This is a genomic window from Novipirellula aureliae (assembly GCF_007860185.1).
GTDB classification, from domain to species: Bacteria; Planctomycetota; Planctomycetia; order Pirellulales; family Pirellulaceae; genus Novipirellula_A; species Novipirellula_A aureliae.
The window spans coordinates 26,316-39,263 of the sequence record NZ_SJPY01000009.1; the positions used below are offsets into that span (position 1 = coordinate 26,316).

Annotated in this window: 11 protein-coding genes; 5 read left to right on the plus strand and 6 right to left on the minus strand. The window is 53.0% G+C overall.

Going from position 1 to position 12,948, the window contains the following annotated elements:
• Positions 1-234: 234 nt before the first annotated feature.
• From Q31b_RS23890 to Q31b_RS23905, 4 genes are all read right to left on the minus strand, one after another.
• On the minus strand, positions 235-456 hold the full coding sequence (locus Q31b_RS23890) for a hypothetical protein (protein WP_146602182.1): 222 nt from the start codon (positions 454-456) through the stop codon (positions 235-237).
• 780 nt (positions 457-1,236) lie between these two features.
• Entirely contained in the window at positions 1,237-1,911 is a 675-nt protein-coding gene (locus tag Q31b_RS23895; RefSeq protein WP_146602183.1) for a hypothetical protein, read from the minus strand.
• A 202-nt stretch (positions 1,912-2,113) separates the two neighbouring features.
• A complete protein-coding gene (locus Q31b_RS23900; protein WP_146602184.1) occupies positions 2,114-2,506 on the minus strand; it encodes a hypothetical protein in 393 nt (130 codons plus the stop codon).
• Positions 2,507-2,831: 325 nt separating this feature from the next.
• The gene (locus Q31b_RS23905) at positions 2,832-3,041 is read right to left on the minus strand and encodes a hypothetical protein (RefSeq protein ID WP_146602185.1); all 210 of its coding nucleotides are present in this window, start codon (positions 3,039-3,041) and stop codon (positions 2,832-2,834) included.
• A 384-nt stretch (positions 3,042-3,425) separates the two neighbouring features.
• Between Q31b_RS23905 and Q31b_RS23910 the strand changes: the two genes are divergently transcribed.
• Positions 3,426-3,995 carry a protein-tyrosine phosphatase family protein gene (locus Q31b_RS23910; protein WP_231617811.1) on the plus strand — a complete coding sequence of 190 codons (570 nt, stop codon included), beginning with the start codon at positions 3,426-3,428 and terminating at the stop codon, positions 3,993-3,995.
• Between the two features lie 523 nt (positions 3,996-4,518).
• Complete coding sequence (locus Q31b_RS23915; protein ID WP_146602186.1) at positions 4,519-5,559, plus strand: tetratricopeptide repeat protein; 1,041 nt, start codon at positions 4,519-4,521, stop codon at positions 5,557-5,559.
• 95 nt (positions 5,560-5,654) lie between these two features.
• Here Q31b_RS23915 and Q31b_RS29165 read toward each other — a convergent pair whose 3' ends face one another.
• The gene (locus Q31b_RS29165) at positions 5,655-6,872 is read right to left on the minus strand and encodes a class I SAM-dependent methyltransferase (protein ID WP_231617812.1); all 1,218 of its coding nucleotides are present in this window, start codon (positions 6,870-6,872) and stop codon (positions 5,655-5,657) included.
• A gap of 142 nt (positions 6,873-7,014) precedes the next feature.
• On the opposite strand from Q31b_RS29165, the gene Q31b_RS23925 reads away from it, so the two are divergent.
• The gene (locus tag Q31b_RS23925; RefSeq protein ID WP_146602187.1) at positions 7,015-7,326 is read left to right on the plus strand and encodes a hypothetical protein; all 312 of its coding nucleotides are present in this window, start codon (positions 7,015-7,017) and stop codon (positions 7,324-7,326) included.
• A gap of 89 nt (positions 7,327-7,415) precedes the next feature.
• Here the strand turns inward: Q31b_RS23925 and Q31b_RS23930 are convergent, their stop codons facing one another.
• Positions 7,416-7,790 carry a helix-turn-helix domain-containing protein gene (locus Q31b_RS23930; protein ID WP_231617813.1) on the minus strand — a complete coding sequence of 125 codons (375 nt, stop codon included), beginning with the start codon at positions 7,788-7,790 and terminating at the stop codon, positions 7,416-7,418.
• Positions 7,791-7,881: 91 nt separating this feature from the next.
• On the opposite strand from Q31b_RS23930, the gene Q31b_RS23935 reads away from it, so the two are divergent.
• The gene (locus Q31b_RS23935) at positions 7,882-11,025 is read left to right on the plus strand and encodes a BPTD_3080 family restriction endonuclease (RefSeq protein WP_146602188.1); all 3,144 of its coding nucleotides are present in this window, start codon (positions 7,882-7,884) and stop codon (positions 11,023-11,025) included.
• Entirely contained in the window at positions 11,015-12,931 is a 1,917-nt protein-coding gene (locus tag Q31b_RS23940; protein ID WP_197172211.1) for a DUF262 domain-containing protein, read from the plus strand. The genes Q31b_RS23935 and Q31b_RS23940 overlap by 11 nt, the downstream gene beginning before the upstream one ends.
• Positions 12,932-12,948 lie beyond the last annotated feature (17 nt).

The window sequence follows — 12,948 nt, forward strand, 5'->3', positions numbered from 1 at the left end:
GGCATAGGCGATTCTATTCTGCGCCAACTTGCATTGCGGTGGGTGCGTTCGTCGGTGTCAACGCCGCATTGTTTGCGCCGCCTGGTTACGGTGTCTACGCAACAGTCGGTGGACTACTTGGCGGCTAGGCATGCAGTGGAACCGCGACCAAGGGTGCAGTAGTGACGGCGAAGTGCTACGAGAAAAGCATAACTCCAAATTAACCGATCGATGATCTCAGCCATTAGGCTCGGTCTAGAATCGATGATCTAAAAACGCGAGAAACGGTGCCATTTCATTTCTTTCAAATCCCAATCGCAACGATTGGTCGTCGGGCACGTCGCTATTGGGCGTGAACAAGTGAGTGCCGTCGAAGTACGGCACGCACGCTGTCATCTTTTTGTCAACTTCGGCCCGCTTTTTCGCGTTGACACGTTTGGTACATGCCGTAGGCCAATTCGCGAGCAGCTTCGCCATCGACAATTAAGCTCCACGGCCCACTTTCCTGAACCTGATCCACGGTCGGCTCACGATCGCGAACCGGCTAGCTCGCTAGCGAGCGTACCGTCACTGGCACGACATTCACCTTGGCGGGGCAAACCGATCTGTGGACCAAGTGCGAGCGATGATCGAGACAGCAAAATCGGCACAGTAGCGACTTGCTAACTACTTAATCTCGCCGTTCGGTTGGTGTCGATAAACCGCCATACCCGCAATCGATTCGTGGTGTCGCTCCACACTAGTTTAAGAAAGGGCCAGGCACGTGTGTTCATAGATACCGGGGCAGTCTCTGGTGAGTTGTTTATACGCTCGTGCAGGTTGTGTCGCATGCTCTAACGCATCAACAGCTTTAAGAAATTGGATTGTTCACCGCCGCGAACATATCCGGTAAACAACAACCAAATGCAACCCTCCACTAAGCGAATTAGAGCTTCTCGCCTCAGCCAACGACACATTCGCAGGACCCCTCGAGCCGAAAAGAGCAAATAAGTAAGACGCTGAACAAAACAGGTGAATCAGTCGGTCGGGTATCGTCCCCGAAACACAGCTGTTCAATGCAGCGTAGTTCCACGTTAGTTACAGTGGCCAACGGAATCATCCGAGTCAGTCCGGCTTGCGAAAGTTGTTCGGCACGCCCCGCGTCCCATTCAATAAGCGACTCTCGGCTTCTTTTAACAGTCAGGGAATATTCTCGCGGCTGTACAACGCTCACCTCGCTACGGCGATACTCAAATTCGGGGGCAGCGGTCATCACCGTCAGATCCAGTGCAGCCGAATGTGGTCTCGGAACTCGGCCGCTGACATAGTGTTTTGAAGTCCGTCGTACGCTTCACCAGATTGTCCAAACTTCGATGCCTTACAAACGAAGACGAAGATCCCGCCCATGTACCTCGTCGCGAGTTTGGCACCTTTCGGCAACTCAATCTCGTATCCGTGTTCATCGTACGTCACTCCATCGTCCCAACCAATTCGACTAGTGTATGTGCCGTCGCGCAGCCGCACCAGCTCTTCATCTTTAATGTTCGGTGATTCGGTGTCTCCCTCCGGTGCGAGGCTGCTGCACTCGAGGCGGAAATAGGAATGTTCCAGGCTGTCTTTAAAAATTTCGCACGTCAACAACTTGGGCACCATTGTGTGGATATGGCCGTGGTCGATAATGTCAATACATCTAGAATCGGGGGAACGGGCCACTCTATCAATATCAATGCCGCCACTCGATGGAAGAAGCATATGACATATGTCTGCGGTAGTTACCAATTCTTGCAGAATGGCAAATATATCGTCCAGACGATTCCAACTGACGCTATTTGGTAAAGCGATTGGAAAAAGTTTGCGAAGTAACGTCTCCCATTGCGGAAGCATCTCACCGCGAAAATCTTGTGTGCACATCGAATAAGTCTCTGAGTTGAGGGTTTTTGGAACCACGAACATACATGACACTGGGTTACCATGGCTATCCTGCCTAAGGGCTCTAATAACGAGGTCCCTTAGCCCGGATTATTCACAAACATTTAGATTTGGGATCGTCTGGAAAAAATTTGGGTGAGATTCGCAGGGGTAGGTGCTTTGGTGCCCGATCAGCGCGGAACGCCCCCTTTCCCCCATTCAGAATTTCGTCTCGCCTCTGGCAGATTTAGGCACTGTTGAGGTCGGGCCGAGCGTAGCCCGATAGCAGATCCGCAACACGCTTGAGATGATTGGCCCACGGCCAACTCGATGAGAATTGCACGCGGACTCGCCGCGTGCGGACGATCACTCGGCACGCGACCTTGATCACGTGAGTCCGCCACGTGCAAGCGTGACCTTCTCCCAGAGGGTCGCGGCGACGGCGGCGAGTGTGATGACGACGCTTGCCCCCAGGCGACTGAGCTTCCAAAGGAATCTCAGCATTGGCGAACTGATCAATCTCAGGCACTATCTCGACAATCTGCCGAATTCGCACCAGCAAGTTCGCCGCAACGCTGTGCATCATCACGCGGAACAGATTGGCCATGTAACGATGGTCACTGAGGCGATCACAACACAATCCTGTAGGTTCCCTGGAGCGACGTCATCCCATTCAGAAAAAGTCTTAACCGCGATTGCCGCACGGATCTTTTTCTTGGGTCGAATTTGTTTTTTTCCAGTTGCCTTCTCACGTATCGGTCGGAGGAGTCGGTCGATGGTCGCGGAACTTGCCGACAGCACCCGTGTTCTCAGGGATTCGTCAAGATCCATGTGGCCATGTGATTCCACCGGTTTGATTAACTCTGGCAGAATCGCTTTGAGACGCTTTCCGCATAATCGATCCGAGGATTCCCAAAGCGTAACAAGCACTTCTTTAACCGCGCAGTCGTATATTTTTCGGCCCACTACTTCGCAATCGACAGAGACGAAGCTTCTCGGTGAGCGAACAGCCGTAATGCGTACTTGCGTTGGTGCCCGGTAATCGCGACCAACTCATCAAGTATTCGAGACTTGTCCTTTTTTCGGGCGCCGTAGTATCGCGTTCGAATTAAGTCAATCAGCTCTGCTTTTGCATGCATTTCCATGGCGGCACCTACGATTCTGGTATCTTTCACTTGAGGCAACCATTATCTTTCGGTATCCGATCCGCTGAGGCAATGCGCTTTTGATAAAGAACTCGCTCATTGAACGTCTTTTCTATTTGGGTAGTGAATACCCCCGAATATAGAGAGAGACATATTGCAGAACAACCAAAGTCGCTGTGACAAAATGCCGCTGCGACAAGTTGATAGCTAGTTGGTGTGGCGAGTTGCTTAAAGATCCGATTGCAACCAGCTACCTTGGAGAAGGCTTGAAAGCCAGTGTTTCGTTCTATGCTAACCCGCTAAGGCGACTCTTTGTCGATTTCAGTAAGCTTTTCGAACCGACTCACTTTTATTTCCTACAATGCCAGGTTGACTAAACGTTGGTATCATATCCGTTTTCCATGGAGAACTCGCTTGCACATCCCAACCAACTTTGTTCATCCAGAAAAACCGACGCCTTGCAATCGCACCTATTGGGTTATTGACGATGTTTTACTCGCTGGGGCGTACCCCGGTCGGCCAGATCCAGCTGACCATAGGCAGCGGATCGCGTCGCTCTTCAACGCCGGCATGCGGACGTTCATCAACTTGCAAGAAGAAAACGAAACCAACAATTTCGGAAAGCCGTTCGTTCGCTACGACAATGAACTGCGAAGGCTTGCAAGCGATCGTAGCGAGCAAATTGCTCACCTGCGTTTTCCGATCCCGGATGGCGGAACAACGTCTATCGACCGTATGCGGTGTATCCTCGACGCAATCGACCTATCTCTCGCTGCCGATCGCCCCGTCTATATCCACTGCTTCGGAGGAATGGGACGCACCGGTACGGCGGTCTGTTGTTGGCTGCTACGTCATCGGCTAATCTCTACTGAAAACGTTCTCGAGCGATTAACCCAACTGCGGCAAGCCGACGTGGAACGAGCGAGTTGGAAAGCACCCGAAAATGCTGATCAAGCGGCCTTCGTTTTGTCCTGGTTGGGTTAGGCAAGGCCAAATCGAGTATAACATCAGAGGATTAATGGAGTCAGCTCAAGTAAGGAACCATGTTATCAAAGCGATACTCGTAAGAATTGGAATCGATCAAGCGTTTGACAATTAGAACGCTCCCGTTGCCGAGGATGGTAGTTTCGTTTTTGTTCCCCCCCCACACGTCAATTCGACGTCGACAATCAGTACTCGATCCGGCTTGCGGCCATTTAAAAACTAACACTTCCTGGTTGACTGCTAGTCAAGCCAATACGAACACCGATCCCGAAGACGGCGGATGCTACACCGTCAAACGTTATCACTCCACCAATAGATGAACGATGACGGCTGGCAACACAACACGATCGAGCTACAACCACTCAACAGCGATTACCAGCCAATCCAAATCACCGAAGAAATGCCGATGACGTTCGGATCATCGGTGAGTTCGTCACGGTCTGTAAATCGGAGAGGTAGCTAAGAGAATTTGCATCGCCATGGTGATTTCCGAAGTGACATTTTTTAAAAAGAGAGTATATCCATGTTTGAACTACGCGGACTATCCATCCGGCAACCTTATGCTTGGGCAATTTGCGCAAATCTCAAGACGATTGAGAATCGCACTTGGACAACGGACCGCCGCGGGACGATTGCTATTCATGCATCAACAAGTCCTCAAAACGTTAATGAGATGATTCGGGAGTGCGAACTCGAATTGGTGGATCGCAACTGGTTTCCATACGGTGCCATCATCGGACTTGCTGACATCGTAGACATCGCATCCTATGGCCCTGAGCACGAAGACGATCCATTCGCCTTCGGTCCCTATTGTTGGAGGATGGGCAACGGTCGCTTGCTGAAAGAGCCACTGCCGCTGAAGGGGAAACTAAATCTGTTTAAGATGCCTGAGTCGTTTCAACGGCAGATTCTTGAAGCCGAGTCGTACGAGGTGGATGTTGATTCGAACCCCGTAGCAAGTGAAATCGCTGAGGCGATGGACGGCGAACCCGATCCGGTTCTCTGCTACATCGACCTGTTTCAGGAATATCAGGAAACGGGTAATCATCGCGGCGCCGTCGTGATCGCAGCGTCGCGGTTGGAAGATTTGGCACCAGAAGAACCAGACGCATTCATCGTTCGTGGCGAGCTGCTTATCCAAGAGGAGAACTACGAGGGGGCCGAAGAATTGTTTCGCGAAGTGGTCCGGCTCGATTCCCAGAGCATCGAAGGATGGGACCGACTCTTTTATATTTACGATGCCCTCGGGAGAAAAGCCGAACTGCTAGAAGTTGCAGAAAACCTTCTGGACATTGCACCAGAGATGGCTATTGTACACGCGATGCATGCATACTCATTCGTTATGAACAATCGTTATGAGGAAGCCGTTCAAACCTGCAACCGTTCACTTGAAATGGATCAAGAAAACCCGCTGGCTTGGCGAGTGCGAAGCGCAGCGAAACGAGGGCTGAACGACAAAAAAGGGGCACTAGATGATATTGATCAAGCAATTCGGCTTGCACCGGAAGATGACTCGCTTGTCGCAGTCAAAGAAGACTTGCTGTTGGATATGGATAACCAATAGCAAGGCAAACCGGTTGGGTGCATGCGACGTAAAGCAAGTGTGACTCGCCCCAGGCAGGTTCGGATGAGTAAAGCGACGTTCGGTTCGCCATGGTCCTACTCCTTCCAAGCCCCGAAGGCAGCGAAGCAACTGTTTTTGTGCAGCAGTTCGACGTGGGCGAATCCAACGCGGCGAAGCAAGTCGAGCTGGTACGTCATTGGTCGCGGCGAATCCTCGCGGTCGATGTATTCAAAGACTTTTTGGCGGTAATCGACGCCGCCGAGTCCCTCAAGATAATCGCCGTAGCGCGACCCCATCAATTCGTGGACGGGCATGGTTTCTTGAACAACCAGATCGGTGATCCAGAACGATCCGCCGGGACGCAACACCGAGATGATCTTTTCAAACGCGGCTCGCCAATCCTCGTCGTCACGCATGTGATGCAGCACCGCAGCGGCGAGCACGACGTCGTAGCTTTCCTTCGGTAGCTCGGCATCGCGGAGATCAGAATGCCAAGTCGTGACCGCCTCAATCCCGGCCTCGTTCACCCGCTGCCTGGCCCGCGCGAGCATTGGGACGCTCAGGTCGAGAAGGTCGCTGGCAAACGGTTTTCCGTAGACATGCCGAAGTTTCAGCATGTTGTTGCCGGCTCCACAACCGATGTCTAACACCCGCTCAATATTCGGCGTCAGTCGGACCGCGGCTTCGGTGATCAATTGCATTGAAAGGGGAGCGTCGATCGTCGCGGACTGGCCGGTTTCCAAGTTGCTGAAGCGTTCGACGTCGCCATCGAAACGCGCGGTAATAACGTCCGTGCTCGACTTCGCTGAAAAGTCCTTCACCCTGTACTTGAGTTCCGCGGATCGCTCGAAACGCAAGAAATTTTTATCGGATTCCAGACGTCCGAGCTGACGAAGCTGCTCCATTTCTTCTTCCGTGCAAGGACGGTCGAAGCCTTCTTCAGGCTTGAAATCGCCACGTTCCAGCCGTGCGATTTCTTCCGCGTCTGTGATCTCCGTGTCCTCATGGAAATTCAGAAAACGATAGCGACTCATTTCCAGCGGTGTTCGATACTCCGAATTCCCCGGCGGAATGGTCCCAAAACCGATGTGTTTGCGACGAGGATCGGAATCGTGGGGGTTGAATTGATACGAACCATCTGGCCCGAAGCACCAATGATCACCCTGGTGGCCGACGACACCTTGGCAGCGATGATTAAAGAGAATCTTCTCTGAGCATTGGACGCCCCCCACAAGCTTCAGCCACCTCCCCTTACCGTCGGAATAAAGCGTCACCTCTGGTTGTGAAGCATCATACGCTTCATCGTCCATCATTCAGTTCCTGCTGGTTGCCAAAACAGACCGTTGTCAATACGAACCCGATTCTACGACAAACGTTCGCTGGATTCGACCGGCCTAGCGGTTCGTCGATTTGGTAGAATGCCTGTTGATCCACGATCATTGTGAGGAAAACGAAATGGCATGGCGACCCGAGCGACTTTTTAAAACCGACGAACTTGGCCACTTCGCGGCTCAACTTGGCGACTTCACGTTTGATCCGAAGTCTGTGATGTCCACCCTAACGCCAGACCAAACCGCTGCATCCTTTCCCGTCGTTACACTCAAAGGCAGTGGCGATATTGGTCGGGCTTGGAGCCGAATCAACGTATTTTTGACTATCTCAAACAACTCAAATTGGCCCAAGCAAACGTGGCTAACGGACCAAAATCTTGAACGAACACCTAATCTACTCCGTTGGCACTCAGGTCGTGGCCCCAAAAAGACGTAATGGCGGTGAACGATCGTATTGCTTATCTGGCAGGTGCGATTATCCACCGCGGCGATAGCTTCTTAATCCATCTTCGGTGCCCTAATTCGTCAAGCCTTGCTCGGTGGCTTCGGTAGGTCGCCCATCAGCTTGTCGATCTGCTTGTCATTCATCTTCGCAATAATTTGAAAAACCTCTGGTCTCTCACGAATGCGTCGCCGAATGGACAAAGGTACCTTACCCGCCAACATCAAAAGCTCATCTTCATCCGCTTCCAATTCCTCGGCCAGCTTGTGGATGAACTTTTCAGAGGGGTAATCACCGGAGTGCAATCGGCCGCGTTCCACTTTGCTTATATACGACATGCTGACATCGAGCCGCCGAGCAAGCTCAGCCTGCGTTAGTTGGCAATTGTTTCGGAGCGTTTTTACGTGATCGCCAAAGTTCATCAGCTGCACCCCAACAAAATGCTTTGATCGGATCACAAACTGATCCGACCGGTGATTGTGGTCTTCTCCTACTGAACGTATACTGTTGGGACTTTTAGGTCAAGCTGCAACGTTGCTGGGGGCAAGGGTGTCCAAGTTTTTCGACGATCCCATTCTGAATTCGCCTTACGAGTACCCAAACTCCCATTGGGAACTTGACGAAACGGGTCAGCCTACGCAGCAGGTCACGTCCTCGCGACGCGTTGCATCATTCATTACGCCAATTCCTAAACCGAAAAAACGTCGAGGCAAAAAAGAATCGAAGACCGGCGTGCAAAGCGAAATGATCTTCGCCGACGAAGAAGGCCTGTCGACTGAAAAACAACAGTACGATCCAAATCCCGTCATCAACGAACTCCGTCGCGAGATCGACAAGTGGCGTCAAATCGACAATCCATCCAACTGGAAAGTCACCCCTGAAACGGCTCGCCTGCTGCTGCATTGGCGGGGTAATCACTTCAGCAGCATTCGGCCTTTTTTCTGCCAAGTCGAAGCCGCTGAAGTTGCGATTTGGCTGACCGAGGTCGCACCGAACCTCGACAATAAAGTTGGTAACCGCTTTCTCGATGCGCTCTATTCAGCCAATGAAGCGGCCAACCCAGGCCTCTCCCGACTGGCCTGCAAACTGGCAACCGGTGCCGGCAAGACCACCGTGATGGCGATGCTGATCGCATGGCAAACGATAAATTGGGTTCGCCGCAAAACCAGCAGTCGGTTCACCCGTGGATTCCTTGTCATTGCGCCTGGCCTGACGATCAAGGATCGTTTGCGAGTCTTGCAACCCAATGATCCCGACAGCTACTTCAAGTCTCGCGAACTAGTTCCTGGCGACATGCTGCCGGACCTCGAGCAGGCTCGTATCGTTATCACGAATTACCACGCCTTTAAGCTTCGCAATACGCTGGACCTGTCCTCGGGAGGCCGAGCGTTGCTTCAAGGTCGTGGGCCAGAATTGAACACGACCGAGACCGAAGGTCAGATGATCAAACGCGTCATGCCTGAACTGATGGGTATGCGGAACATCATGGTCATCAACGACGAAGCCCACCACTGCTATCGTGAAAAGCCGGCGGACGAATCCGAAGAATCCGATCTAACGGGAAAAGAAGAGAAAGACGAAGCCAAAGAGAACAATGAAGCCGCCCGGTTGTGGATCAATGGCATCGAAGCGGTCAATCGAACCATGGGCGTCAGCCGCGTCATGGATCTATCTGCGACGCCTTTCTTTCTTCGCGGCAGCGGTTACGCCGAAGGAACGCTGTTCCCTTGGACGATGAGCGACTTCTCGTTGATGGACGCGATCGAATGTGGCATCGTCAAACTGCCTCGCGTTCCGATCGCGGATAACCTGCCTGGCGGTAACGACGAGATGCCGATGTACCGCAACCTGTGGGAACACATCCGCAAAGACATGCCCAAGTCCGGCCGCAGCAAAGTGTCTGACCTCGACCCCGGCAAGATTCCAACGCCGCTCGAAACTGCACTCGACGCTCTCTATGGGCACTACGAAAAGACGTTCAAGCTTTGGCAAGAAGCCAGCATCGACGTCCCGCCCTGTTTCATCGTCGTTTGCAATAACACCTCTTCATCGAAGCTCGTTTACGACTACATCAGCGGCTATGAAATACAAAACGAAGACGGCACGTCGCACACCCGCGCCGGCCAGCTCGCGTTGTTCCGCAACTTCGACCCCGACAACCACGAGCCGTACCCGCAACCGCGAACCCTGTTGATCGACAGCGGCCAGCTCGAATCCGGCGAAGCGTTACACGCCGACTTTCGAAAATTCAATAGCGATGCCATCGAGCAATTTCGCAAAGAGATCGTCCAGCGAACCGGCGACCGCCAGAAAGCCGACAACATCAGTGACGAAGAAATCCTGCGCGAAGTCATGAACACCGTCGGCAAAAAAGGCCGGCTTGGCGAATCCATCCGCTGCGTCGTGTCTGTGTCGATGCTGACCGAAGGCTGGGACGCCAACACCGTCACGCACGTCCTGGGCGTTCGCGGCTTCACGACTCAATTGCTTTGCGAACAAGTCATCGGCCGCGCCTTGCGTCGCCAATCCTACGACCTCAACGCCGAGAACAAATTCGATGTCGAGTACGCCGACGTGCTCGGTATCCCGTTCGACTTCAACGCCAAACCCGTCGTCGCGCCACCGCAAAAGCCACGCGAAACGGTGCAGGTCAAAGCCGTCCGTCCCGAACGCGACGAACTCGAAATCCGATTCCCTCGCGTCAGCGGCTACCGCGTCGAACTACCGACCGAACGCATCAAGGCCGAGTTCACCGACGACCACCGCATGGTCGTGACACAACAAATGGTCGGCGCGACCGAGACACTCAACAGTGGCATTATCGGCGAACCGGCCGAATTGAACCTCGTCCACACCAACGAACTTCGCAACAGCCGCCTGCTTTACAAACTGACCGAACGGCTGGTCATGGTCAAATGGAAGAAGCCTGGCGAAGCACCGCGGATGGACCTGTTCATGCCGCTCAAACGCATCGCCGGCCAATGGCTCAAAGGCTACACCGAATTTCAAGGCGGCACGTATCCGGCGCAGCTCATGTACCAAGCCCTGGCCGACCAAGCTTGCGAAAAGATCAGTGCGGCGATTGTCCGCGCCCATCAAGGCGATAATCAAATCAAAGCGATGCTCGACGCGTACAATCCATCGGGCAGTTCACGGTTCGTCAACTTCAACACTTCCAAAGCCGACCGTTACCAAACCAGCGTGAATCACTCTCACGTCAACTGGGTCGTGCTGGACAGCGATTGGGAAGCCGAATTTTGCCGCATCGCTGAAAAACACCCCGCAGTGCGTGCCTATGTCAAGAATCACGGTCTCGGTTTGGAAGTCCCGTATCGGTTCATGGATGAAGCACGCAAGTATCGGCCTGACTTCATCGTCCAAATCGACGACGGCAGAGATCCGCTTTCCGACGGCACGCCCGATCTGCTCAACCTCGTCGTCGAGATCAAAGGCTATCGCGGTGAAGATGCCCGAGAGAAAGCCAACACGATGAAGACCTACTGGATCCCCGGCGTCAACAACCTTGGCTCGTTCGGACGGTGGGCCTTTGCCGAATTCACCGAAGTGTTCCAAATGGCATCTGACTTCGAGCAACAGGTCGCCGCCCAATTCGATCAGATGGTCGACGAAGCCATCCGGTCACAACCCGAACCCTCAATCCGATCCGCGGGAGCATCCCACCTTGAAAGCTAACATCCTGACGTTCTCAAAGATCGTCGATAGCACCCACGGTGCCCGGGAGCATTACCACATCCCGAAGTATCAACGCGAATACACATGGGGTAAACGCAATTGGGAAATCCTAGTTCAAGATATCGACGACAACGATCCCGGATACTTCATGGGAGCGATCATCGTCGTTCGTGATTCCGACGACGACATCAATGGCTGCCAAATAATCTTCGAGGTTGTCGACGGACAGCAACGACTGACGACCTTATCGCTTTATATGCTCGCTCTCTACGAGAAGATGGTTTCCCTGCGAGGCACAACAGACTTTGAAGACGAAGAAGAACGAAGCGACTTTGAGAATTGTCTCGCTAGTCTTCGCAACAAGCTGGTGCTCAAGGTCAAGACCGAAGAGGACTTGACCGAACCCCATCATCGCGGATGGCTCGAAAGGGGGAAGCACTGTTATCTGCGGGTTCACCCATCGACCCAGAAAGACAATTACGAAGACTACCGATACGCCATGGGGCAAATTGGGCTCGTCGGCTCCGTGGCCATACCGACACGATTTGGCAATCGCCGAATCTCTCGGGCACTCAACTTCTTTCGCGAGAACCTTCCCAACGATATCGGAGGGTGCATGTCGTTGTTCGCGAAGATAAACCAATTGCAATTCGTCTTCATCGCCGTCGGATCACAAGCCGACGCCTTCACGCTCTTCGAGACGCTTAACAATCGGGGCGTTCCGCTGTCGGCCATCGACATCGTCAAAAACAAGATGCTGGCCGAGATGCAGAAGCAACACCAAACCAGTGTGGATGAATCATTCGACCAGTGGCAGCAGATCGTCGACAACATCGAAGAAACCGACGAGCAAGAGCGGTTCCTGCGTCAGTTCTACAACGCAAATCACTGGGACGACGACATCCGAGTCGCGGGGATAAACCGGGCCAACAAATCCAAGATCATCGCGATCTATGAAAAGGTCATCTCCCGCAACCCCCAGGCCGTGTTCGACCGATTGTGCGACGCTGCGGGCCACTACGGTTCGCTAATCTCGCCGGAAGACTACGAGCTAGACACCGACATTCAATCCGCGCTAGTGGATCTGCAAAGAATCAACGCCGCACCGGCCTACCAACTGCTGCTTTATCTTTTCACCGTTGACGATGACGTCTTTGTCGAAGATGACTTTTTGCTTCGGGCGATCAACCTCCTGCGAAAGTTCTATGTGCGTCGGAATGTCACCGATACGCCAGGCACGTCCCAGCTCGACCAGTCCCATGTCGACACGATTGGTGCCTGTCAAAAAGAAATCGAGCAAACCGGCAAGCTGAGCTACGCGTTCCTGCAAGGACAAGTGCTTGCCAAAGATCGGTACGCGTCACTCGATACCTTTCGCGAGGAATTGGGCGGTTACATCTACTACGAGAACGTAGGGATGGCTCGTTACCTGCTAATCAAGCTCGACGAAGAACATCACCATCGTGAGTACAAACCCGATCTGTGGTCCCGCAACAACAAAGACAAATACATCTGGACCATCGAGCACGTCTTACCGCAAACCGAAAACCTCTCCAAAGAATGGATCGCTGATCTCGCCGATGGAGACGCCGACCGCGCTGCGGAACTTCATCTTGAATACGTCGATCGACTCGGGAACCTCACCCTCAGCGGCTACAACTCGCGACTTTCCAAAGCCTCTTTCGCTAAAAAGCAGGCTCTTGCGGGCGCGAAAAAGATTGCCGGTCAGAAAATCGCGATCGGTTACAAGAACAAATTGGCGTTGAACACGTTGCAGTTTGACTGCGATGGCCAGACAACCAGCCTCGCAGAGACTCACACCTGGAACGCCGACTTGATTCAGGCACGCACCAATCGCATGGTTGATCTGCTAATCGACATGTTCGCGTTCGACGAAGAAGCCTAACTGACAAAACAACAAGA